Annotated in this window: 18 protein-coding genes and 1 pseudogene; 18 read left to right on the forward strand and 1 reads right to left on the reverse strand. The window is 62.1% G+C overall.

Features of this window, described 5'->3' with window-relative positions:
- Window positions 1-63 precede the first annotated feature (63 nt).
- Both BLL38_RS05790 and BLL38_RS05795 read left to right on the forward strand, forming a co-directional pair.
- A complete protein-coding gene (locus BLL38_RS05790) occupies window positions 64-318 on the forward strand; it encodes a lipoprotein (RefSeq protein ID WP_038445326.1) in 255 nt (84 codons plus the stop codon).
- 30 nt (window positions 319-348) lie between these two features.
- Complete coding sequence (locus BLL38_RS05795) at window positions 349-918, forward strand: lipocalin family protein (protein WP_076961679.1); 570 nt, start codon at window positions 349-351, stop codon at window positions 916-918.
- A 202-nt stretch (window positions 919-1120) separates the two neighbouring features.
- Here BLL38_RS05795 and BLL38_RS05800 read toward each other — a convergent pair whose 3' ends face one another.
- Window positions 1121-2485 carry a formimidoylglutamate deiminase gene (locus BLL38_RS05800; protein WP_076961680.1) on the reverse strand — a complete coding sequence of 455 codons (1365 nt, stop codon included), beginning with the start codon at window positions 2483-2485 and terminating at the stop codon, window positions 1121-1123.
- Between the two features lie 78 nt (window positions 2486-2563).
- Between BLL38_RS05800 and hutC the strand changes: the two genes are divergently transcribed.
- From hutC to mdoH, 16 genes and pseudogenes are all read left to right on the forward strand, one after another.
- Window positions 2564-3343 (forward strand): histidine utilization transcriptional repressor HutC, encoded by a 780-nt coding sequence (gene hutC / locus BLL38_RS05805; RefSeq protein WP_154220425.1) that lies wholly within the window; start codon window positions 2564-2566, stop codon window positions 3341-3343.
- On the forward strand, window positions 3340-3900 hold the full coding sequence (locus BLL38_RS05810; RefSeq protein ID WP_076961682.1) for a HutD/Ves family protein: 561 nt from the start codon (window positions 3340-3342) through the stop codon (window positions 3898-3900). Before hutC ends, BLL38_RS05810 begins: the two co-directional genes overlap by 4 nt.
- Before the next feature lie 391 nt (window positions 3901-4291).
- The gene (gene hutU / locus BLL38_RS05815) at window positions 4292-5977 is read left to right on the forward strand and encodes a urocanate hydratase (protein ID WP_076961683.1); all 1686 of its coding nucleotides are present in this window, start codon (window positions 4292-4294) and stop codon (window positions 5975-5977) included.
- Window positions 5978-6152: 175 nt separating this feature from the next.
- On the forward strand, window positions 6153-7616 hold the full coding sequence (locus BLL38_RS05820) for a purine-cytosine permease family protein (protein ID WP_076961684.1): 1464 nt from the start codon (window positions 6153-6155) through the stop codon (window positions 7614-7616).
- Between the two features lie 68 nt (window positions 7617-7684).
- Window positions 7685-8653 (forward strand): ABC transporter substrate-binding protein, encoded by a 969-nt coding sequence (locus BLL38_RS05825; protein WP_076961685.1) that lies wholly within the window; start codon window positions 7685-7687, stop codon window positions 8651-8653.
- A gap of 72 nt (window positions 8654-8725) precedes the next feature.
- Window positions 8726-9577, forward strand: a complete 852-nt coding sequence (locus BLL38_RS05830; RefSeq protein ID WP_076961686.1) for an ABC transporter permease — start codon at window positions 8726-8728, stop codon at window positions 9575-9577.
- Window positions 9574-10398 carry a quaternary amine ABC transporter ATP-binding protein gene (locus BLL38_RS05835; protein ID WP_076961687.1) on the forward strand — a complete coding sequence of 275 codons (825 nt, stop codon included), beginning with the start codon at window positions 9574-9576 and terminating at the stop codon, window positions 10396-10398. Before BLL38_RS05830 ends, BLL38_RS05835 begins: the two co-directional genes overlap by 4 nt.
- A 142-nt stretch (window positions 10399-10540) precedes the next feature.
- A complete protein-coding gene (locus BLL38_RS05840; RefSeq protein WP_076961785.1) occupies window positions 10541-12064 on the forward strand; it encodes an HAL/PAL/TAL family ammonia-lyase in 1524 nt (507 codons plus the stop codon).
- 19 nt (window positions 12065-12083) lie between these two features.
- Window positions 12084-13622: a histidine ammonia-lyase gene (gene hutH, locus BLL38_RS05845; RefSeq protein ID WP_090412821.1), complete on the forward strand. Its 1539-nt coding sequence runs from the start codon at window positions 12084-12086 to the stop codon at window positions 13620-13622.
- Window positions 13623-13732: 110 nt separating this feature from the next.
- Window positions 13733-15142: an amino acid permease gene (locus BLL38_RS05850; protein ID WP_076961688.1), complete on the forward strand. Its 1410-nt coding sequence runs from the start codon at window positions 13733-13735 to the stop codon at window positions 15140-15142.
- A gap of 15 nt (window positions 15143-15157) precedes the next feature.
- Window positions 15158-16363 carry an imidazolonepropionase gene (gene hutI / locus BLL38_RS05855; protein WP_076961689.1) on the forward strand — a complete coding sequence of 402 codons (1206 nt, stop codon included), beginning with the start codon at window positions 15158-15160 and terminating at the stop codon, window positions 16361-16363.
- 11 nt (window positions 16364-16374) lie between these two features.
- Window positions 16375-17175 (forward strand): N-formylglutamate deformylase, encoded by an 801-nt coding sequence (hutG, locus tag BLL38_RS05860; RefSeq protein ID WP_076961690.1) that lies wholly within the window; start codon window positions 16375-16377, stop codon window positions 17173-17175.
- A gap of 255 nt (window positions 17176-17430) precedes the next feature.
- A complete protein-coding gene (pip, locus tag BLL38_RS05865) occupies window positions 17431-18402 on the forward strand; it encodes a prolyl aminopeptidase (protein ID WP_076961691.1) in 972 nt (323 codons plus the stop codon).
- Window positions 18399-18836, forward strand: coding sequence for a D-aminoacyl-tRNA deacylase (dtd, locus tag BLL38_RS05870; protein ID WP_076961692.1), 438 nt, complete (start codon window positions 18399-18401; stop codon window positions 18834-18836). The genes pip and dtd overlap by 4 nt, the downstream gene beginning before the upstream one ends.
- Window positions 18837-19160: 324 nt before the next feature.
- On the forward strand, window positions 19161-20840 hold the full coding sequence (locus BLL38_RS05875) for a glucan biosynthesis protein G (protein ID WP_169864002.1): 1680 nt from the start codon (window positions 19161-19163) through the stop codon (window positions 20838-20840).
- Window positions 20833-23405 (forward strand): annotated as a pseudogene (gene mdoH, locus BLL38_RS05880) (glucans biosynthesis glucosyltransferase MdoH); the annotation flags it as partial. The gene BLL38_RS05875 and the pseudogene mdoH, both read left to right, overlap by 8 nt.
- Between the last annotated feature and the right edge of the window lie 218 nt (window positions 23406-23623).

Raw genomic sequence — 23623 nt, forward strand, 5'->3', positions numbered from 1 at the left:
CCCCTTTTCCCTTCTAAGCTTCTGGCAGACCCCACTGCTGTGTGTCCCTCCAGGAGCTCTACCATGTCGTTACGCCGTCTCGCCCTCTTGTGCTTTTGCGTGCTGTTGGCCGCTTGCAGCAAGGTCACCCAGGAAAACTACCAGAAGCTCTCGGCTGGCATGGCCAAGGCCGAGGTGGAGTCGCTGTTGGGCAAGCCCACTGATTGTTCCGGCGCGCTGGGCATGTCCAGTTGCACCTGGGGCGATAAAAACAGCTTTATCAGCGTGCAGTACGCCGGTGACAAAGTTCTGATGTTTTCCGGGCAAGGCCTGAAGTAAACCGGGGCGCAAGCCTGCGGGAGAAGAAGAATGATGCGTTTTGTTTTGTACCTTTGCGCCAGCCTGTTTTTGGCAGGCTGCGCCAGCCATTCTGGCGATGATCTGCAACCCAAGACTGTTGGCAGCGTCAACCTCAAGCGTTACCAGGGCACCTGGTACGAGCTGGCCCGTCTGCCCATGTACTTCCAGCGCAACTGCGCGCAATCCGAGGCCCGTTATTCCCTGCTGCCCGATGGCGACATGTCAGTGTTCAACCGCTGCCTGACCACCGAGTGGAAGTGGGAAGAAGCCAAGGGCACGGCTACGCCGCAGGTCCCGGGCAAGACCGACAAGCTGTGGGTCGAATTCAATAACTGGTTCACCGCCCTGCTGCCGGGCGTGACCAAGGGCGATTACTGGGTGTTGTATGTCAGCGATGACTACAAGACCGCCATCGTCGGCAGCCCGAGCCGGCGCTATATGTGGCTGTTGTCACGCACGCCGACTGTCAGTGCCGACACCCGCGAAGACCTGCTGAGCAGGGCGCGCCAGCAGGGTTACGACACCACACGGTTGATCTGGCGTACGTCGGATAAACAGATGGCCAAGACCTCGCAGTAACCCGAAACAAGGTCGAGTAAAGAAGGGCGGGCTTGCCATAAAGCCCGCTCTTTTTTTGGTTTTTTGCAAAGCCAGAAGGGCACCACGCTACCCAATGTGGGAGCTGGCTTGCCTGCGATGGCGGCGGGCCAGTCGATGACGATTTCGACTGACACACGGCTATCGCGGGCAAGCTCGCTCCCACATGGGTTATGGGTTGTTCTTAAGACAACAAGTCTCTCAGGACTTGCGCGAAGGCCCGGCTGCTCTCTTCCTCGCCCGCATGATGCCCATCGCGCACCACCCACTGGCCATTGACCAGCACATCCCGCACCTGCCGATCCCCGCCGGCAAACAGCCAGCGATTAAGAATGCCATCCTCATGGGCCGTGGCCAGGTATGGATCATTGCCATCGAGCACCAGCCAGTCCGCACGCTTGCCCACTTCCAGGCGGCCAATGGTTTGCCCCAGCGCCTGGGCGCCGCCGTCCAGCGCCGCGTCATACAGGGTGCGGCCGACCATCGGTTGATCGCTGCGGTACAGCCGGTTGCGCCGCTGGTCGCGCAGGCGCTGGCCGTATTCCAGCCAGCGCAGTTCTTCGACCACGCTCAAGGACACATGGCTGTCCGAACCAATGCCCATGCGCCCGCCCTGGGCCAGGAAGTCCACTGCCGGGAAAATCCCGTCGCCCAGGTTGGCCTCAGTGGTCAGGCACAGCCCGGCGATCGCCCGGCTGTTGGCCATCAATGTCACTTCGTCGGGGTTGGCGTGGGTGGCATGCACCAGGCACCAGCGCTGGTCGACGTGCACGTTGTCATACAGCCATTGCAGCGGGCGCTTGCCGCTCCAGGCCAGGCAATCGTCGACTTCCTTTTGCTGCTCGGCGATATGGATATGCACCGGGCAGGCCTTATCGCTGGCGGCCAGCACTGTGCTGATCTGTTGCGGCGTTACCGCGCGCAATGAGTGGAAGCACAGGCCCAGTTGCTGCGCCGGTTGTGCCGCCAGGATCGGTTGCAGGCGTGCCTGCAGGTCCAGGTAGTTATCGGTGCTGTTGATAAAACGGCGCTGGCCGTCGTTCGGCGCCTGGCCGCCAAAGCCCGAGTGGCTGTACAGCACCGGCAGCAAGGTCAGGCCGATCCCGCTGCTGGCCGCCGCCAGGCTGATCTGGCGCGACAGTTCGGTGGGGTCGCTGTAAGGCTGGCCGCTGATATCGTGGTGTACATAGTGGAACTCGGCGACCGAGGTGTAGCCGGCCTTGAGCATCTCGATATACAGCTGGCGGGCGATGACCTGCAGTTGCTCGGGGCTGATCTGGCCGACCATGCGGTACATCAGGTCGCGCCAGGTCCAGAAACTGTCATTGGGGTTGCCGGCGACCTCCGCCAGCCCCGCCATGGCCCGTTGAAACGCATGGGAATGCAGGTTCGGCATGCCCGGCAACAACGGGCCTCTCAGCCGTTCGGCGCCGTCTGCGCTGGCATTGGCCGCAACGTTGGTCAGCAGGCCATCAGCGCTGACTTCAAGGCGTACATCAGTGGCCCATCCATTAGGCAGCAGTGCGCGTTCGGCAAAGAAAGCGGACATGATCAAGGCACCCCGGTCGTGTGTTTATTTGTATATACATATACAGACGTTTGCCTGCTCGGTAAACTCCGGCAATCTATGCATCTTTTCCCCCTGCAAGGATTCCCCGTGCCGACTCCGCCCGCCAAGTCCCCGCTGGCTGCCCACATGGACGAAAGTCCGGCGCCCTTGTATGCCCGCGTCAAGCAGATGATCAGCCAGCAGATTCTCAACGGCAACTGGCCGCCGCACTATCGCGTGCCGTCGGAAAGCGAGTTGGTCAACCAACTGGGCTTTAGCCGCATGACCATCAACCGGGCCCTGCGCGAACTGACCGCCGAAGGGCTGCTGGTGCGCATGCAAGGTGTTGGCACCTTCGTCGCCGAGCCCAAGAGCCAGTCGGCGCTGTTCGAGGTGCATAACATCGCCGACGAGATCGCCTCCCGTGGCCATCGCCACACCTGCCAGGTGATTACCCTGGGCGAAGAAGCCGCGGGTTCCGAGCGCGCCGTGGCCCTGGAAATGCGTGAAGGCGGGCGGGTATTCCACTCGCTGATCGTGCACTACGAAAACGATATTCCGGTGCAAATCGAGGACCGTTTCGTCAACGCCCTGGTCGCCCCCGAATACCTGCAACAGGATTTCACCCAGCAAACCCCCTATGCCTATCTCAACCAGGTGGCGCCGCTGACCGAGGGCGAACATGTGGTGGAAGCGATCCTGGCCGACCCGCAGGAATGCAAGCTCTTGCAGATCGAGGCCGGCGAGCCGTGCCTGCTGATTCGCCGGCGCACCTGGTCCGGGCGCCAGCCGGTGACCGCCGCACGCCTGATCCACCCCGGTTCCCGGCATAGCCTTGAAGGACGTTTCAGCAAATGAGTGCAGTCAAGGTCTGGCGCGCTGCCGATTACGTACGCATGCCGTGGAAGAACGGCGGCGGCAGCACCGAAGAAATCACCCGCGATGCCGGCCAGGGCCTGGACGGTTTTGGCTGGCGCCTGTCGATTGCCGATATCGGCGAGTCGGGCGGCTTTTCCACGTTTGCCGGGTACCAGCGGGTGATTACCGTGATCCAGGGCGCGGGCATGGTGTTGACCGTGGATGGCGAGGAACAGCGTGGGTTGTTACCGCTGCAGCCCTTTGCCTTCAGCGGCGAAAGCCAGGTGACATGCCGCCTGATCACCGGGCCGATTCGCGACTTCAACCTGATCTATTCGCCCCAGCGTTACCATGCGCGCTTGCAGTGGGTGGATGGGGTGCAGCAGTTTTTCAGCACCGCGCACACCGTGCTGGTGTTCAGCGTGGCCGATGAGGTGAAGGTGCTGGGCGAAGTGCTGGGGCAGCATGATTGTTTGCAGGTGGACGGTAACGTCGGGTTGCTGGATATCAGCGTGACTGGCCGCTGCTGCCTGATCGAACTGACCCCGCGCGATTAAACCTGTGGGAGCTGGCTTGCCTGCGATTGCGGTGTGTCAGACAAATGGCTATCGCAGGCAAGCCAGCTCCCACATGGGTTATGCATAGGCTGCACAATCTGTTTCCAGTCCCGCACCAAGTTGTTACCGAATGCCCCAGCAGGGCGCAATGTCCTGCCTTTGTAGCGACTCCTCGGATTTTTAAACCATCGCTGTAGGAAATTTCACCAAGCCTGGAAGCCTTGATTTCAGAGGCTTACGCGTCCATGAAAAAAAATCTTAGCCACCCATTCATCAAGTTGGCCGCTTGATTGCATATGCTTGTATGTACAAGTAAAGGTGTGTGCATAAGAGTCGCTAAACATCCTCTTCGCACCATCGTGTTCGCGCATCGATTGCTGAGGAGTTTTTTGTGACTGACTTTTCCCAGAACAAGCCTACCAAGTACCGCGACGTTGAAATCCGCGCCGCCCGTGGCAACACGCTCACCGCCAAAAGCTGGCTGACTGAAGCGCCGCTGCGCATGCTGATGAACAACCTCGACCCGCAAGTGGCCGAGAACCCCAAGGAGCTGGTGGTGTACGGCGGTATCGGCCGGGCGGCGCGTAACTGGGAGTGCTACGACCAGATCGTCGACAGCCTGACCCACCTGAACGACGACGAAACCCTGCTGGTGCAATCCGGCAAGCCGGTCGGTGTGTTCAAGACCCACAGCAATGCCCCGCGCGTGCTGATCGCCAACTCCAACCTGGTGCCGCACTGGGCCAGTTGGGAGCACTTCAACGAACTGGATGCCAAGGGCCTGGCCATGTACGGCCAGATGACCGCCGGTAGCTGGATCTACATCGGCAGCCAGGGCATCGTCCAGGGCACCTACGAAACCTTCGTCGAGGCCGGTCGCCAGCATTACGATTCCAACCTCAAGGGCCGTTGGGTGCTCACCGCCGGCCTCGGCGGCATGGGCGGCGCCCAGCCTCTGGCCGCGACCCTGGCCGGTGCGTGCTCGCTGAACATTGAATGCCAGCAGGTCAGCATCGACTTCCGCTTGAACAGCCGTTATGTCGACGAACAAGCCAGCGACCTCGACGACGCCCTGGCGCGCATCGCCAAGTACACCCAGGAAGGCAAGGCTATCTCCATCGCCCTGCTGGGCAACGCTGCCGAAATCCTCCCGGAACTGGTCAAGCGCGGCGTACGCCCGGACATGGTCACCGACCAGACCAGCGCCCACGACCCGCTCAATGGCTACCTGCCCGCCGGCTGGACCTGGGACCAGTACCGCGCCCGCGCCAAGACCGAGCCCGCCGCAGTGATCAAGGCCGCCAAGCAATCGATGGCCGTGCACGTGCAGGCGATGCTGGCCTTCCAGAAAATGGGGGTTCCGACCTTCGACTACGGCAACAACATCCGTCAGATGGCGCAGGAAGAAGGCGTGGAAAATGCCTTCGACTTCCCAGGCTTTGTCCCGGCCTATATCCGCCCACTGTTTTGCCGTGGCATCGGCCCGTTCCGTTGGGCGGCCCTCTCGGGTGACCCGCAAGACATCTACAAAACCGACGCCAAGGTCAAGGAGCTGATCCCCGACGACGCCCACCTGCACAACTGGCTGGACATGGCCCGCGAGCGCATCAGTTTCCAGGGCCTGCCGGCGCGCATCTGCTGGGTCGGTCTGGGCCAGCGCGCCAAGCTCGGCCTGGCGTTCAACGAAATGGTACGCAGCGGTGAGCTGTCGGCACCGGTGGTGATCGGCCGTGACCATCTGGACTCCGGCTCGGTGGCCAGCCCCAACCGCGAAACCGAATCCATGCAGGACGGTTCCGATGCCGTGTCCGACTGGCCGTTGCTCAACGCCTTGCTCAACACTGCCAGCGGCGCGACCTGGGTTTCGCTGCACCACGGCGGTGGGGTGGGCATGGGCTTCTCCCAGCACTCGGGGATGGTGATTGTCTGCGACGGCACCGACGAAGCCGCCGAGCGGATTGCCCGCGTGCTGCACAACGACCCGGCCACCGGGGTGATGCGTCACGCCGATGCGGGCTATCAGATCGCCATTGATTGCGCCAAGGAGCAGGGCCTGAACCTGCCAATGATCAAGTAACGCCTGGCTCGGTTCCTGTGGGAGCTGGCTTGCCTGCGATGCGGGCGACTGGGTCTGTCAGGCAGATCACAGTGATGCAATCGCAGGCAAGCCAGCTCCCACATTTGACTTGCTGTGTATTTGAAACATGTTTGATCCGCACCACCGAAAACAATCCATTAGAGGTTGAACACCCATGGCTGCAAAAGACGCACGTGCAAGCTCCACCCCGTTGATCGAAAGGCGTTCGATCGACTACATCCCGGAAGCGGAAAGACACGGTCGTCTCTTGAGCCAGTTCACCCTGTGGATGGGCGCCAACCTGCAAATCACCGCGATTGTCACCGGGGCCCTGGCCGTGGTGCTGGGCGGTGATGTGTTCTGGTCGTTGATCGGTCTGTTGATCGGTCAACTGCTGGGCGGCGGGGTGATGGCGTTGCATGCGGCGCAAGGGCCCAGGCTGGGCCTGCCGCAGATGATTTCCAGCCGGGTGCAGTTCGGTGTGTATGGCGCGGCCATCCCGATTGTGCTGGTGTGTTTGATGTACCTGGGTTTCACCGCCACCGGCACCGTGCTGTCCGGCCAGGCGTTGGGCCAGTTGTTTGGGGTCAGCGACAGCGTTGGCATCCTGATCTTTGCCAGTGTCATCGTGCTGGTCACGGTGCTCGGGTATCGGGTGATCCATTTCATCGGGCGTGTCGCCAGCGTCATTGGGGTGGTTGCCTTTGTTTATCTGTTCAGCCGCCTGATGAGCCAGACCGATGTGGGGGCGCTCCTGCAAATCCGTCATTTCAGCTGGAGCAGCTTCTTGCTCGCGGTGTCGCTTGCGGCCTCCTGGCAGATCGCCTTCGGGCCTTACGTGGCGGACTACTCCCGCTACCTGCCGCGCCACACGTCTTCGCTGAAAACCTTTCTGGCCGCAGGCGCAGGTTCGGTCATTGGCGCACAGGTGGCGATGATCCTCGGCGTGTTTGCCGCCGCCATGTCCAACGGGCAGTTTGCCGGTAACGAAGTGGCCTACATCGTGGGCCTGGGCGGCACGGGGGCTACGGCGGCATTGCTGTACTTCAGCATTGCGTTTGGCAAGGTCACCATTTCCACATTGAACTCCTACGGCAGCTTCATGTGCATTGCCACCATCATCAGCGGCTTTCGTGGACGCATGGAGGTCACGCGTTTGCAGCGCCTGGTCTTCGTGCTGCTGATCGTCGGCGCGGCGACCCTGATTGCGTTACTCGGCCAGCACTCGTTCCTCAGTGCGTTCAAGTCCTTCATCCTGTTTTTGCTGGCGTTCTTTACGCCCTGGAGCGCGATCAACCTGGTGGACTACTACTGCATCACCCGCGATCGCTATGACGTGCCGGCGCTGGCCGATCCGAATGGTCGCTACGGCCGCTGGAACCCGCTGGGTATCAGCGTCTATGTGTTCGGGGTGCTGGTGCAATTGCCGTTCATCGCCACCAAGTTCTACACGGGGCCCCTGGTGGCCAGCCTGGGCGGGGTGGATATTTCCTGGATCATCGGCCTGGTACTGCCCGCTGCCCTGTATTACGTGTGTGCGAAAAAATGGCACGGCGCAATACCTGAACGACTGATCCTGCCGGTAGAGCAGGGCGCTACACCCAGCGCTAAAAACAACGGGCTGATTGCACAGGCCTGATGGGACGTGGACAAGGCAGGATGCCTTTTGACTGCCGTAATCCATTTCATGATTGGGAGCGTCACATAATGAGAATGTATAAGACCCTGCTGACCCCATTGCTCGCCGCCGGCCTGCTGGCCAGCGCTGGCGCCATCCAGGCGGCCGGCTGGTGCGAGTCGGGCAAACCGGTGAAATTCGCCGGCCTGAACTGGGAAAGCGGCATGTTGCTGACCGACGTGCTGCAAGTGGTGCTGGAAAAAGGCTACGACTGCAAAACCGATAGCCTGCCGGGCAACTCCATCACCATGGAAAACGCCCTGGGCAGCAACGATATCCAGATCTTCGCCGAAGAGTGGATTGGCCGCAGTGAAGTGTGGAAAAAGGCCGAGAAGGCCGGCAAGGTCGTGGGTGTCGGCGCCCCCGTGGTCGGCGCTGTGGAAGGCTGGTACGTGCCGCGCTATGTGATCGAGGGTGACGCCAAGCGCAAGCTCGAAGCCAAGGCCCCGGACCTGAAAAACATCGCCGACCTGGCCAAGTATTCCGCGGTATTCAAGGACCAGGAAGAGCCTGCCAAAGGCCGCTTCTACAACTGCCCGGCCGGTTGGACCTGCGAGCTGGACAACAGCGAAATGCTCAAGAGCTATGGCCTGGAAAGCTCCTACACCAACTTCCGCCCAGGCACCGGCCCGGCGCTGGATGCAGCGGTGCTGTCGAGCTACAAGCGTGGCGAACCAATCCTGTTCTACTACTGGTCGCCGACACCGCTGATGGGCCAGGTGGACCTGGTCAAGCTCGACGAAAAACCCGGCGTGGATAAAAGCGTGACCATCAAGGTCGGCCTGTCCAAGACGTTCCACGAGCAGGCCCCGGAACTGGTGGCGGTGCTGGAGAAGGTCAACCTGCCGATCGACCTGCTCAACCAGAACCTGGCGCGCATGAGTAAAGAGCGCATCGATTCGGCGAAACTGGCGAAGATTTTCCTCAAGGAACACCCGGAAATCTGGCACGCCTGGGTCAGTGAAGACGCGGCCAAAAAAATCGACGCGGCCTTGTAGGCACAGGGCTCCCGGCTACCCTGAACAGGCAGCCGGCCACCCGGCCACACTCCATTGGATCGAGAGCACGCTATGTTTCCTGAGAGTTTTACGTTTTCCATCGCCGACTGGGTCAACGGTTGGGTCGATGGGCTGGTGACCAACTACGGTGATGTGTTCCGGCAGATTTCCGACACCTTGCTGTGGGCCATCGTCAACCTGGAAGGCCTGCTGCGCGCGGCGCCCTGGTGGCTGATGCTGGCGATTGTCGGCGGCGTTGCCTGGCACGCCACCCGCAAGGTGCTGACCACGGCGGTGATCGTCGGCCTGTTGTTCCTGGTGGGTGCAGTCGGCCTGTGGGACAAATTGATGCAGACCCTGGCGCTGATGATGGTGGCCACGGTGATCTCGGTGCTGATCGGCATTCCCCTGGGCATCCTCTCGGCGCGCAGCAATCGCCTGCGCTCGGTGCTGATGCCGCTGCTGGACATCATGCAGACCATGCCCAGCTTCGTGTACCTGATCCCGGTGCTGATGCTGTTTGGCCTGGGCAAGGTGCCGGCGATTTTCGCCACGGTGATCTACGCCGCGCCGCCATTGATTCGCCTGACCGACCTGGGCATTCGCCAGGTGGATCGGGAAGTGATGGAAGCCATCAATGCCTTCGGCGCCAACCGCTGGCAGCAACTGTTTGGCGTGCAACTGCCGCTGGCCCTGCCGAGCATCATGGCCGGGATCAACCAGACCACCATGATGGCCCTGTCGATGGTGGTGATCGCCTCGATGATCGGCGCCCGTGGCCTGGGTGAAGATGTACTGGTGGGCATCCAGACCCTTAACGTCGGGCGCGGCCTGGAGGCCGGCCTGGCGATTGTGATTCTCGCAGTGGTCATCGACCGCATTACCCAGGCCTATGGTCGTCCACGGCATGAGGCGAGCAAATGACTACTGTCAGCAAGATCGAAGTGAAAAACGTGTTCAAGATTTTCGGCGCCCGTGACAAGGAAGCCCTGGCGCTGATTGGCCAGGGCCAGACCAAGGACCAGGTGCTGGCGCAGACCGGTTGTGTGGTGGGGGTCAATGACCTGTCCCTGAGCATCGGCACCGGCGAGATCTTTGTGATCATGGGCCTGTCGGGTTCCGGCAAGTCCACCCTGGTGCGCCACTTCAACCGCCTGATCGACCCCACCAGCGGCGCGATCCTGGTGGACGGCGAAGACATCCTGCAACTGGACATGGACGCCCTGCGCCAGTTCCGCCGGCACAAGATCAGCATGGTGTTCCAGAGCTTCGGCCTGCTGCCCCACAAGAGTGTGCTGGACAATGTGGCCTATGGCTTGAAAGTACGCGGTGAAACCAAGCAAGTGTGCACCGAGCGTGCCTTGCACTGGATCGCAACCGTGGGTTTGAAGGGCTACGAAAGCAAATACCCGCACCAGTTGTCGGGCGGCATGCGCCAACGGGTGGGCCTGGCCCGGGCCCTGGCGGCTGACACCGACATCATCCTGATGGACGAAGCGTTCAGTGCCCTCGACCCGCTGATCCGCGCCGAGATGCAGGACCAGTTGCTGGAACTGCAAAAGACCCTGCACAAGACCATCGTGTTTATCACCCACGACCTGGATGAGGCCGTGCGCATCGGCAATCGCATCGCCATCCTCAAGGACGGCCAGCTGATCCAGGTCGGCACGCCGCGGGAGATCCTGCATTCGCCGGCGGATGAGTATGTGGACCGGTTTGTTCAGCGGCGGGCGGCGGTGGTCTGAACCGAGCCTTGTGGTGAATTGGCGGGCCTCATCGCGGGCAAGCCCGCTCCCACATTTGAATGCATTCACAAATCAAAATGTGGGAGCGGGCTTGCCCGCGATGAGGCCGGCAAGGCCGCAAAAAATTCCAGAAGGTATGAAGATGTCCCAGGCAAAAAAAATCATCATCGCCGACACCCCCCTGCACTGGCAGGACGTGGTCGCTGTCGCTCGCTTCGGCGCCGAGCTTGCGTTGTCGGGCCAGGCCTGGGCGCGCATCGACAATGCCCAGGCCATCGTGCAGCGCATTGTCACTAGCGGCGAGCGCGCCTATGGCGTCAACACCGGCCTGGGTGCCTTGTGCAATGTGTCGCTCAAGGGCGAGCAACTGAGCCAACTGTCGCGCAATACCCTGCTCAGCCACGCCTGTGGTGTGGGTGCGCTGCTGAGCGATGAACAGACCCGCGCCATCATCTGCGCGGCCATCCTCAACTACAGCCAGGGCAAGTCCGGCCTGCATCCGCAGGTGGTGCATTCACTGCTGGCGCTGCTCAACCATGGCATCACCCCGCAAGTACCGTCCCAGGGTTCGGTGGGCTACCTGACCCATATGGCCCATATCGGCATTGCCTTGCTGGGTGTGGGAAATGTCAGCTATCGCGGCCAGATTGTTACGGCCCAGGCGGCGTTGGCCGCCGAAGGCCTGCAGCCGGTGGTGCTCGGCGCCAAGGACGGCCTGTGCCTGGTCAACGGCACGCCGTGCATGAGCGGCCTGAGCTGTCTGGCCCTGGCCGATGCCCACCATTTGCTGCAATGGGCCGATGTGATCGGCGCCATGAGCTTTGAAGCACAGCGCGGGCAGATCGATGCGTTCGACGAGCAGATCATTGCCCTCAAGCCACACCCGGGCATGCAGCAGGTCGGCAACAACCTGCGGGCCTTGCTCGAGGGCAGCGAGGTGATTGCCGCCAGCCGGGGCATTCGTACCCAGGACGCGCTGAGCATCCGTTCGATCCCCCAGGTCCACGGCGCTGCCCGCGATCAACTGGAGCACGCCACCCGGCAGATCGAAACCGAACTCAACGGCGCCACCGACAACCCGTTGCTGCTCGGCACGCCAGACAACTACCGCGTGGTGTCCCAGGCCAACCCCCACGGCCAGTCCGTGGCGCTGGCGGCGGATATGCTGGCCATCGCCATGGCCGAGATCGGCGCCATCGCCGAGCGCCGCCTGGACCGCCTGATCAACCCCCACGTCAGCGGCCTGCCGGCCTTCCTGGTGAGCAACCCCGGCGTCAACTCGGGGATGATGATCGTGCAGTACGTCGCCGCTTCCCTCTGTGGGCAGAATCGTCAACTGGCGCAGCCGGCGGTGCTCGACAATTTCGTCACCTCGGGCCTGCAGGAAGACCACCTGAGCATGGGCACCAACGCCGCGCTCAAGCTGCACGCGGTGTTGGCAAATGTCACCCAGATCCTCGCCATCGAATACCTGCTGGCGGCCCAGGCCTTTGAGTTCCTCAAGGAACAAGGCTTCGGCACCGGCACCCACGCGGCCTGGCGCCTGCTGCGCGAGCACGTCCCGGCTTATGAACAGGACCGCTGGCTGGCGCCGGATATTGCGACCACGGCGGCCCTGCTCAAGAACACCGATTTGCTGAACCACACTTTACCAAATGTGCACTGAACCCTATTTCAAAAGGAGCATGAATGTGACTGCGCTAAATCTGATTCCAGGCCAACTGAGCCTTGCCCAACTGCGGGCCATCTACCAGCAGCCGGTAACCCTCAGCCTGGATGACAGCGCCTCGGCGCAGATCGAAGCCAGTGTGGCCTGTGTCGAGCAGATTCTCGCCGAGAACCGCACCGCCTATGGCATCAACACCGGTTTCGGCCTGCTGGCCTCGACCCGTATCGCCAGCGAAGACCTGGAAAACCTCCAGCGCTCCCTGGTGTTGTCCCACGCGGCGGGCGTCGGCGAGCCGATCAGCGATGCACTGGTGCGTTTGGTGATGGTGCTCAAGGTCAACAGCCTGAGCCGGGGTTTCTCCGGGATTCGCCGCCAGGTGATCGACGCGCTGATCGCCCTGATCAACGCCGAGGTCTACCCGCATATCCCGCTCAAGGGCTCGGTGGGCGCGTCCGGTGACTTGGCGCCGTTGGCCCATATGTCCCTGGTGCTGCTGGGCGAAGGCAAGGCCCGTTACAAAGGTGAGTGGCTGGAGGCGACCGAAGCGCTGAAAGTCGCCGGCCTCACGCCCCTGACCCTGGCTGCCAAGGAAGGCCTGGCGCTGCTCAACGGCACCCAGGTCTCCACCGCCTACGCCCTGCGCGGTCTGTTTGAAGGCGAAGACCTGTTCGCCGCCGCTATCGCCTGTGGCGGCCTGACTGTGGAAGCGGTACTGGGTTCGCGTTCACCGTTCGACCCACGCATCCATGCAGCCCGTGGCCAACGTGGGCAGATTGATTCGGCGGCCGCGTATCGCGACCTGCTCGGCGACAGCAGCCAGGTGTCCCAGTCCCACCAGAACTGCGACAAGGTGCAAGACCCGTACTCCCTGCGTTGCCAGCCGCAAGTCATGGGCGCCTGCCTGACCCAGTTCCGCCAGGCGGCCGACGTGTTGGTGGTTGAAGCCAACGCAGTCTCGGATAACCCGCTGGTATTCGCCGCTGAAGGCGATGTGATCTCCGGCGGTAACTTCCACGCCGAACCGGTGGCGATGGCCGCCGACAACATGGCCCTGGCCATCGCCGAAATCGGCTCCCTGAGCGAGCGCCGTATTTCGTTGATGATGGACAAGCACATGTCGCAACTGCCGCCGTTCCTGGTGGGCAATGGCGGGGTCAACTCCGGTTTCATGATCGCCCAGGTGACCGCTGCGGCGTTGGCCAGCGAGAACAAGGCGTTGTCCCATCCCCATAGTGTCGACAGCCTGCCCACCTCCGCCAACCAGGAAGACCACGTGTCGATGGCGCCGGCTGCTGGCAAGCGCCTGTGGGAAATGGCTGAAAACACCCGGGGGATTCTCGCGGTGGAATGGCTGGCCGCCTGCCAGGGCCTGGACCTGCGCGATGGCCTGAAAACCTCGCCGAAGCTGGAAAAGGCCCGTGGCATCCTGCGCGCCAAAGTGGGGTTCTATGACAAGGACCGCTTCTTCGCCCCGGACATCAACGCCGCCAGCGAGCTGCTGGCCAGTCGCTGCCTGAATGAGTTGGTGCCGGCCAAGCTGCTGCCAAGTCTCTAAGCAGCACCCCGGTCCCGTGTGGGAGCTGTCTCGCCAAGGCTCGACAGCTCCCACAGGTGATCGCCCATAGGTTCGGATTCTCTCTGGATAACAATAATTAGGGACGAGAAATGCACCAGCAAGCACAAGGTCTCAAACGCGGGCTGACCGCCCGTCATATTCGCTTCATGGCACTGGGGTCGGCGATCGGCACCGGGCTGTTCTACGGCTCCGCCTCGGCTATCCAAATGGCCGGCCCGGCGGTGTTGCTGGCCTACCTGATCGGTGGCGCTGCGGTGTTCATGGTGATGCGCGCCCTCGGCGAAATGGCCGTGCACAATCCGGTGTCCGGCTCGTTTGGCCAGTACGCCAGCACCTACCTGGGGCCGATGGCCGGTTTTATCCTCGGCTGGACCTACGCCTTTGAAATGATCATCGTCTGCCTGGCGGACGTCACCGCCTTCGGCATCTATATGGGCTTCTGGTTTCCCGAAGTCGCCCGCTGGGTCTGGGTGCTCGGCATTGTCCTGCTGATCGGCGGGCTGAACCTGTGCAACGTCAAAGTGTTTGGCGAAATGGAGTTCTGGCTGTCGCTGCTCAAGGTCGGTGCGATTGTTGCGATGATCCTCGGCGGGTTCGGCATCATGCTGTTCGGCGTGCATTCGGCGGGCGACGCCCCGGCCAGCGGCTTGAGCAACCTGTGGGCCCATGGCGGCTTTATGCCCAATGGTGTGGGCGGCTTGATCGCCTCGTTTGCGGTGGTGATGTTTGCCTTTGGTGGCATCGAAATCATCGGCATCACCGCCGGCGAAGCCAAGGACCCGCAGCGGGTAATCCCCAAGGCGATCAACGCGGTGCCGCTGCGCATCCTGCTGTTCTACGTGCTGACCCTGTTTGTGCTGATGGCCATCTACCCATGGCCGCAGATCGGCAGCCAGGGCAGCCCATTCGTGCAGATCTTCAGCAACCTGGGGATTGGCTCGGCGGCGACCATCCTCAATATCGTGGTGATCTCGGCGGCGGTCTCGGCCATCAACAGTGACATCTTCGGCGCCGGCCGCATGATGTACGGCCTGGCCCAGCAAGGGCAGGCGCCCAAGGGCTTTGCGCAACTGTCGCGCCACGGTGTGCCGTGGATGACCGTGGTGGTGATGGGCGCCGCATTGCTGGGCGGTGTGGTATTGAACTACCTGATCCCGGAAAACGTGTTCCTGGTGATTGCCTCGATTGCCACGTTCGCCACCGTGTGGGTGTGGTTGATGATCCTGGTCACGCAGGTGGCAATGCGCCGCTCGATGAGCAAGGAACAGATCGCCGAACTGAAATTCCCGGTGCCGTTCTGGCCCTATGCGCCGGCGGCGGCCATTGTGTTCATGCTGTTTATTTTTGGCGTACTGGGCTACTTCCCGGACACCCAGGCCGCGCTGCTGGTGGGCGCCGCGTGGATTGTGCTGCTGGTCGTGGCCTACCTGCTGTGGGTCAAGCCCGCGGCCGGGCAAGCGGCCAAGGTCGATTACGACCCGGCTTTGTCTCACCGATAACTTAGGGAGGCGTTGATGAAAACGCTTTGGCAACACTGCCACATCGCAACCATGGCCCGGGGCGAGTACTCGATCATCGAGGATGGCGCCATGGTCACGGCCGGTACGCTGATCGAGTGGATCGGCCCCCGCGCCGAGCTGCCGCCTGGCGACTACGCGCAGACCCATGACCTGCAAGGGGCGTGGGTCACGCCGGGGCTGATCGACTGCCATACCCACACGGTATTTGGCGGCAACCGCAGCGGCGAATTCGAGCAGCGCCTGCAGGGCGTGAGCTACGCCGAGATCGCCGCAGCCGGTGGCGGCATCGCCAGCACCGTGCGCGCCACGCGTGCGGCGAGCGAAGACGAGCTGTTCGACAGCAGCCGCCAGCGCCTGCGCAGTTTGCTGCGCGATGGCGTGACCACGGTGGAGATCAAGTCCGGCTACGGCCTGGACCTGGCCAACGAGCGCAAGATGCTGCGGGTGGCCCGGCGCCTGGGTCAGGAACTGCCGGTCAGCGTGCGCGCTACATGCCTGGCAGCCCATGCCTTACCGCCGGAATACAAGGATCGCGCCGACGACTATATCGAACACATCTGCAACGAGATGCTGCCAGCCCTGGCCGCAGAAGGGTTGGTGGATGCGGTGGATGCGTTCTGCGAATACCTGGCGTTTTCCACCGAGCAGGTCGAGCGTGTGTTTAAAGTCGCCCAGCGTTTGGGCTTGCCGGTAAAACTGCACGCCGAGCAATTGTCGTCGCTGCACGGCTCCAGCCTGGCGGCGCGGTATCAGGCGCTGTCGGCGGATCACCTGGAGTTCATGACCGAAGAAGACGCCATCGCCATGGCCGCAGCCGGCACCGTCGCCGTGTTGCTGCCGGGGGCGTTCTACTTTTTGCGCGAAACCCAGTTGCCGCCGATGGACGCCTTGCGCAAGCACGGGGTGCAGATCGCCATCGCCAGCGACCTCAACCCCGGCACCTCGCCGGCCTTGTCCGTGCGACTGATGCTGAACATGGCCTGCACCCTGTTCCGCATGACCCCGGAAGAAGCCCTGGCCGGTGCCACCCGGCATGCCGCCACGGCCCTGGGCATGGGTGACACCCACGGTTCGCTGGAAGTGGGCAAGGTGGCGGACTTTGTCGCCTGGCAGATCGATCGCCCCGCCGACCTGGCCTACTGGCTGGGTGGCGAGTTGGATAAACGCGTCGTGCGCCATGGCGTCGACGTCACTGTGTAAGGAGTACCGTTGTGGACAAGGTTCTGAACTTCAAGCAAGGCAGCACGCCGCTGCTGATCAGCATGCCCCACGCTGGCCTGCGCCTGACGCCTGCGGTGGCGGCGGGCCTGATCCCCGAGGCACAAAGCCTGCCGGATACCGACTGGCATATCCCCACGTTGTACGATTTTGCGGCAGAGCTGGGGGCCAGCACCCTGGCGGCCGAGTATTCGCGGTTTGTGATCGACCTGAACCGGCCAGCTGACGATAAGCCGCTGTATGTCGGCGCGACCACCGGCCTGTTTCCCGCGACGCTGTTTGACGGGGTGCCGTTGTTTATTGAAGGCAAGGAGCCGTCGAAAGAGGAACGGGCGACCTACCTGGAGCAGATCTGGACGCCTTATCACCAGACCCTGCAAAACGAACTGGCGCGGCTCAAAGCCGAATTCGGCTACGCGTTGCTGTTCGACGCCCACTCGATCCGCTCGGTGATCCCACACCTGTTCGACGGCAAGCTACCGGACTTCAACCTCGGCACCTTCAATGGCGCCGCCTGCGACCCCGAGTTGGCCAGCCAGTTGGAAGCCATCTGCGCGGCGCACCCGCAGTACAGCCATGTGCTGAACGGGCGCTTCAAGGGCGGGCACATCACCCGGCACTACGGCAACCCGGCGCAGGATATTCATGCGGTGCAGCTGGAGTTGGGGCAGTGCACATATATGGAAGAGTTTGCGCCGTTCAGGTATCGGCAGGATCTGGCCGAGCCGACGCGGGTGGTGTTGAGGCAGTTGTTGGAAGGGTTCCTGGCGTGGGGCCAGAAGCACTACACCTGAGTCAACGAAGCTCAAACTGTGGGAGCGGGCTTGCCCGCGATAGCGGTGCTTCAGTCGCCGAATATATTGACTGACACACTGCTATCGTGAGCAAGCCCGCTCCCACACTGGGTTGCGTGAACCTTCCTGGCGGATCGCTGACACAGGTCTAAGACCTCAAGGACATGCTCATTGCACAATTCGGGTTTATGATGCCAGACGGCAAAATAATAGACGTCCCCCCGGGGATGGAACCGACCCCTTACGGAGCGCGCAATGCAGACTTTGTTCCCGCAGATCAAACCCTACGCCCGGCACGATCTGGCCGTCGATGAAACCCACACGCTGTATGTCGACGAAAGTGGTTCCCCGCAAGGTTTGCCCGTGGTCTTCATCCATGGCGGCCCCGGCGCCGGATGTGATGCCAACAGTCGCTGCTATTTCGATCCGAACCTGTACCGCATTGTCACCTTTGACCAGCGCGGCTGCGGGCGTTCCACCCCGCGGGCCAGCCTGGAAAACAACACCACCTGGGACCTGGTGGCCGACCTTGAGCGGATCCGCGAGCACCTGGGTATCGACAAATGGGTGCTGTTCGGCGGTTCCTGGGGCTCGACCCTGGCCCTGGCCTATGCGCAAACCCACCCCGACCGTGTGCATGGCCTGATCGTACGCGGGATCTTCCTGGCCCGCCCCCAGGATATCCAGTGGTTCTACCAGGCCGGCGCCAGCCGCCTGTTCCCCGACTACTGGCAGGATTACATCGCGCCGATTCCCCAGGATGAGCGCCACGACATGATCAGCGCCTACCACAAGCGCCTGACCGGCAACGACCAGATCGCCCAGATGCATGCCGCCAAGGCCTGGTCCACCTGGGAAGGGCGCATGCTCGGCCTGTGCCCCAGCCCGCAGTTGATCGAGCGCTTCTCCGAGCCACAGCGCGCCTTGTCGATTGCGCGCATCGAGTGCCACTACTTCACCAACAACTCGTTCCTGGAGCCCAACCAACTGATTCGCGACATGCACAAGATCGCCCATCTGCCTGGCATCATCGTGCATGGCCGCTACGATATGATCTGCCCTCTGGACAATGCCTGGGAGCTGCACCAGGCCTGGCCGAACAGTGAGCTGCAGGTGATCCGCGAGGCGGGCCACGCGGCTTCCGAGCCGGGCATCACCGATGCGCTGGTGCGGGCGGCGGGCCAGATGGCACGACGCCTGCTTGATTTGCCGCCTGAAGAAGCATGAAGGGCCTTTTACAGCGGGTGCGTGGCGCCCGGGTCGAGGTGGCGGGGCATGTGGTGGGCGCGATAGACCAGGGTTTGCTGGTACTGGTGGCCGTCGAGCCTTCAGATACAGCGGCCAGTGCCGACAAGTTGTTGCATAAGCTGCTTAACTATCGGGTGTTCAGTGACGATGAGGGCAAGATGAACCTGTCGCTGAAGGACATTGGCGGTGGTTTGCTGCTGGTGTCCCAGTTCACCCTGGCGGCCGATACCAAGAGTGGCCTGCGCCCCAGCTTCTCCACAGCGGCGCCTCCGGCGTTGGGCGAGGCGCTTTTCGAGCACTTGTTGTCAAAAGCGCAACAATTGCATGGCACGGTGGCATCGGGGCGTTTTGGCGCGGATATGCAGGTGCATCTGGTCAACGATGGGCCGGTCACCTTCCTTTTACAGACCTGATTGTATGAAAAACGACTTTTAATGCGCAAAAACGCAAGTTTTCGCTACAAATACTTTGCTGCCCCTGCTGCGTTATCTCACCGGCTACTAGATAATCGCGCGCTACGGGGATCAGCGTAAATTGATCCATTTTTGACTTAGGTAGAGACTTGTCCGCTCGCTCATGGGGAATCATTTAGCCCCATCGGAGTCGGAACAATGCTCGCCAACCTGGCATATAGATAGCTGGCCGTTGGTTTTTTGATCTGTTTTCGGCGAGGGTTGCTCGTGATTGTTAGTCCCTGTAATGCACCAAAATTGTCTGCCAAACGGTTACGAAACGCACTGGTAACGGGCTCTGCCCTGTTTTGCCTGTTCGGCGCGGGTCAACTGTGGGCATTCAGTCTGGATGATGTGTCGGCCAAGGCAAAAGAGCTGGCCGGGCAGAAATACGAAGCCCCGCGCAGCAATCTGCCGAACGAATTCCGCGAAATGAAGTTCGCTGACTACCAGAAAATTCGTTTCCGCAATGAAAAAGCCGAGTGGGCCGAGCAGAAAACCCCGTTCAAGTTGTCCTTCTATCACCAGGGCATGCACTTCGACACGCCGGTGAAAATCAACGAAGTCACCGCCACCGACGTCCAGGAGATCAAGTACGACCCGACGCGCTTCGATTTCGGCGACGTCAAGTTTGATCCCAAAGCCACCGAACAGCTGGGTTATGCCGGCTTTCGCGTGCTGTACCCGATCAACAAGGACGACAAGCAAGACGAAATCATGACCATGCTCGGCGCCAGCTATTTCCGCGTCGTGGGCAAGGACCAGGTCTATGGCCTGTCCGCCCGTGGCATGGCGATCGATACCGCGCTGCCGTCCGGCGAAGAGTTCCCGCGTTTCACCGAGTTCTGGATCGAGCGTCCAAAGCCGGGCGACAAGCACCTGGTGATCTTTGCCCTGCTGGATTCGCCACGGGCCACTGGCGCCTATCGCCTGATCCTGCGCCCGGGCACCGACACCATTGTCGACGTCAAGTCGCAGATGTTCCTGCGCGACAAGGTCAGCAAGCTGGGCGTTGCCCCGCTGACCAGCATGTTCCTGTTCGGCGCCAACCAGCCGTCCAAGGTCCTCAACTACCGGCGTGAACTGCACGATTCCAGCGGCCTGTCGATCCATGCCGGCAACGGCGAGTGGATCTGGCGCCCGCTGAACAACCCAAAACACCTGTCGGTCAGCAACTTCTCGGTAGAAAACCCGCGTGGTTTCGGCCTGTTGCAGCGTGGTCGCAACTTCAGCCAGTACGAAGACCTCGACGACAACTACGACAAGCGCCCAAGCGCCTGGATCGAGCCTGAAGGCGACTGGGGCAAGGGTTCGGTCGACCTGGTAGAGATTCCGACCGCCGATGAAACCAACGATAACATCGTTGCCTTCTGGAGCCCGGCCGAACTGCCCAAGCCCGGCGAGCCGCTGGATATCGCCTACCGCCTGCACTGGACTCTCAATGACGCACCGTTCCACTCGCCGGACAGTGCCTGGGTCAAGCAGACCCTGCGTTCTACCGGTGATGTGAAACAGTCCAACCTGATCCGCCAGCCAGACGGCAGTGTGGCCTACCTGGTGGACTTCGAGGGCCCGTCCCTCAAGGCCCTGAAGCCCGATGCGGCCGTGCGCAGCCAGGTCAGCGTCGGCGATAACGGCGAAGTTGTGGAAAACAGCGTGCGCTACAACCCGCACACCAAAGGCTGGCGCCTGACCCTGCGCCTGAAGATCAAGGATGCAGGCAAACCGACCGAAATGCGTGCGGCCCTGGTCCAGGATATCGTCAAGCCTGAGCCAGAGCAGGTTTCCACCCAAGTCCTGAAGGCTGACAAAGTCCTGGCCAAGCAACACGAGAAACACGCCAAGAAAGACGCCAAGGACAAGGAAACCCAGCAGCCAGAAGCTGCCCCAGCCACCCCGGAGCCGGTCAAGACAGAACAAGTCCTGACCGAAACCTGGAGCAATCAGTTGCCTGCCGATGAGTAACTCTCAAGTCCAGCCAGAGACGCTTGCCGAGTACCTGGCGCACCTTCCGATGACCGATGAGCAGCGCGCCGAACTGGCGGGCTGCAAGTCCTTCTCTGAACTGCACGAGCGCCTGTCGTCGTCGACCTTTGACGCGCCAGTGGACGCCGCGCAGGCGTCGGTTGGCCGCCGGCTGACCCTCAACACAGCCGAGGAGCTAGAAGACGCCGAGATGCTGGTGCTCGACGCCAGCGGCCGGGTGTGCCTCAAGGCCACGCCGCCGATCCGGCGTACCAAGGTGGTGCCCGAGCCTTGGCGCACCAATATCCTGGTGCGTGGCTGGCGCCGGCTCACCGGCCGCAGCAACCCGCCGGCACCGCCCAAAGACGAGCGCGTGCTGCCGGCTGCGCGCTGGCGCACCGTCGGTTCGATCCGCCGCTATATCCTGCTGGTGCTGATGCTCGGCCAGACGATTGTGGCCGGCTGGTACATGAAAGGCATCATGCCTTACCAGGGCTGGTCCCTCGTCGACTTTGACGAAATCCGCAACCAGACCCTGCTGCAAACCGCTACCCAGGTACTGCCATACGCCCTGCAAACCAGCATCCTGATCATGTTCGGGATTCTGTTCTGCTGGGTGTCGGCAGGGTTCTGGACGGCGCTGATGGGCTTCCTCGAACTGCTCACCGGTCACGACAAGTACCGGATCTCCGGGAAAAGCGCCGGCGACGAGCCGATCCCGAAAGAGGCCCGTACTGCGCTGGTGATGCCGATCTGCAACGAAGACGTGCCCCGGGTATTTGCCGGCCTGCGTGCGACCTTTGAGTCGGTGGCCGCCACCGGCGACCTGGATCGTTTCGACTTCTTCGTGCTCAGCGACAGCAACGACGCCGATATCTGCATCGCCGAACAGCAAGCCTGGCTCGACGTGTGCCGCGAGGCCGGTGGCTTTGGCAAGATCTTCTATCGCCGCCGTCGCCGTCGCGTCAAACGCAAGAGCGGCAACCTCGACGACTTCTGCCGGCGCTGGGGCGGTGACTACAAGTACATGGTGGTCCTGGACGCCGACAGCGTGATGAGCGGCGAATGCCTGACCAGCCTGGTACGCCTGATGGAAGCCACGCCGGACGCCGGGATCATCCAGACCGCGCCACGGGCCTCGGGCATGGATACCCTGTATGCACGCATGCAGCAGTTCGCCACCCGCGTCTACGGCCCGCTGTTCACCGCCGGCCTGCACTTCTGGCAGTTGGGCGAATCCCACTACTGGGGTCACAACGCGATCATCCGCATGAAGCCGTTTATCGAGCACTGCGCCCTGGCGCCATTGCCGGGTAAAGGTGCGTTCGCCGGCTCCATCCTGTCCCACGACTTTGTTGAAGCCGCGCTGATGCGCCGCGCCGGCTGGGGCGTGTGGATTGCCTACGACTTGCCCGGCAGCTATGAAGAACTGCCGCCCAACCTGCTCGACGAGCTCAAGCGTGACCGTCGCTGGTGCCACGGTAACCTGATGAACTTCCGCCTGTTCCTGGTCAAGGGCATGCACCCGGTGCACCGTGCGGTGTTCCTCACCGGCGTGATGTCGTACCTGTCGGCGCCGTTGTGGTTCCTGTTCCTGGTGCTGTCCACGGCCCTGCTGGCGGTCAACACCCTGATGGAGCCGCAGTACTTCATGGCGCCACGCCAGTTGTACCCGCTGTGGCCGCAATGGCACCCGGACAAGGCGGTGGCCCTGTTCTCCACCACCATCGTGCTGCTGTTCCTGCCCAAGCTGCTGAGCATCATCCTGATCTGGGCCAAGGGCGCGAAAGAGTTCGGCGGCAAGTTCAAGGTGACCTTGTCGATGCTCCTGGAGATGCTGTTCTCCGTGCTGCTGGCACCGGTGCGGATGATCTTCCACACCCGCTTCGTGCTCGCCGCGTTCCTCGGCTGGGCCGCGACCTGGAACTCGCCGCAACGTGACGATGACTCCACGCCCTGGAGCGAGGCGGTCAAGCGCCACGGCCCGCAGACCTTGCTGGGCTTCTTCTGGGCCCTGCTGGTGGTGTGGTTGAACCCAAGCTTCCTGTGGTGGCTGGTGCCGATTGTCGGTTCGCTGATGCTGTCGATCCCGGTCTCGGTGATCTCCAGCCGGGTCAAGCTGGGCCTCAAGTCCCGTGACGAGAGCCTGTTCCTGATCCCCGAGGAATACAACCCGCCGCAGGCGCTGCTGTCGACCGACCTCTACACCCACGAAAACCGCTGGCATGCACTGCATGATGGTTTTGTGCGGGCAGTGGTCGATCCGCAGCAGAACGCCCTGGCCTGCGCCCTGGCAACCTCCCGCCATGGCCAGGCGGAGCCGATCGAGTGGCTGCGTACCGAGCGTGTGCGGCATGCGTTGAAGGTCGGCCCTGCTGGCCTGAATAACAACGAGCGTGTGGCCTTGCTCAGCGACCCGGTGGCCCTGGGCCGCCTGCATGAGCAAGTCTGGAGCGAAGGGCATGCCGAATGGCTGGGTGCCTGGCGCGAGTCGGTCAAGGCCGACCCGCATGCGCCGTTGCTGCCGCTCAAACCGCTGTCATCCCAGGCTCAGCCAGCCTGATTCAGACGCCCCCGGGATTTTTCTCGGGGGCGCTTGATACGCCCGTCCTACAGCGCTTGGCGCTTGTGCCCCGTCCTTCTAACTTCGATACAAAAGACCCCGGTTCAAGGCGTATTGCCGTGCCTGCCAGTGGGTTAGGATCGCCCCCAAAATCTGACTCGACCGCCTCTGGTTTGCGCTGAACCCGCAACGCCCGGTACGCGGCTGCTTAATGAAAAAG

The sequence above is a fragment of the Pseudomonas gessardii genome (assembly GCF_001983165.1).
Lineage (GTDB): Bacteria > Pseudomonadota > Gammaproteobacteria > Pseudomonadales > Pseudomonadaceae > Aquipseudomonas > Aquipseudomonas gessardii.

Excerpts from the sequence above, each read along its gene's own strand:
- BLL38_RS05830 (WP_076961686.1), top strand. The coding sequence starts at position 8,726 with ATGTTTCCTGAGAGTTTTACGTTTTCCATCGCCGACTGGGTCAACGGT.
- BLL38_RS05840 (WP_076961785.1), top strand. The coding sequence starts at position 10,541 with ATGTCCCAGGCAAAAAAAATCATCATCGCCGACACCCCCCTGCACTGG.
- BLL38_RS05810 (WP_076961682.1), top strand. The coding sequence starts at position 3,340 with ATGAGTGCAGTCAAGGTCTGGCGCGCTGCCGATTACGTACGCATGCCG.
- BLL38_RS05825 (WP_076961685.1), top strand. The coding sequence starts at position 7,685 with ATGAGAATGTATAAGACCCTGCTGACCCCATTGCTCGCCGCCGGCCTG.
- dtd (WP_076961692.1), top strand. The coding sequence starts at position 18,399 with ATGAAGGGCCTTTTACAGCGGGTGCGTGGCGCCCGGGTCGAGGTGGCG.
- BLL38_RS05835 (WP_076961687.1), top strand. The coding sequence starts at position 9,574 with ATGACTACTGTCAGCAAGATCGAAGTGAAAAACGTGTTCAAGATTTTC.
- hutI (WP_076961689.1), top strand. The coding sequence starts at position 15,158 with ATGAAAACGCTTTGGCAACACTGCCACATCGCAACCATGGCCCGGGGC.
- hutH (WP_090412821.1), top strand. The coding sequence starts at position 12,084 with ATGAATGTGACTGCGCTAAATCTGATTCCAGGCCAACTGAGCCTTGCC.
- BLL38_RS05790 (WP_038445326.1), top strand. The coding sequence starts at position 64 with ATGTCGTTACGCCGTCTCGCCCTCTTGTGCTTTTGCGTGCTGTTGGCC.
- BLL38_RS05820 (WP_076961684.1), top strand. The coding sequence starts at position 6,153 with ATGGCTGCAAAAGACGCACGTGCAAGCTCCACCCCGTTGATCGAAAGG.
- BLL38_RS05800 (WP_076961680.1), bottom strand. The coding sequence starts at position 2,485 with ATGTCCGCTTTCTTTGCCGAACGCGCACTGCTGCCTAATGGATGGGCC.
- BLL38_RS05795 (WP_076961679.1), top strand. The coding sequence starts at position 349 with ATGATGCGTTTTGTTTTGTACCTTTGCGCCAGCCTGTTTTTGGCAGGC.
- BLL38_RS05850 (WP_076961688.1), top strand. The coding sequence starts at position 13,733 with ATGCACCAGCAAGCACAAGGTCTCAAACGCGGGCTGACCGCCCGTCAT.
- pip (WP_076961691.1), top strand. The coding sequence starts at position 17,431 with ATGCAGACTTTGTTCCCGCAGATCAAACCCTACGCCCGGCACGATCTG.
- hutC (WP_154220425.1), top strand. The coding sequence starts at position 2,564 with ATGCATCTTTTCCCCCTGCAAGGATTCCCCGTGCCGACTCCGCCCGCC.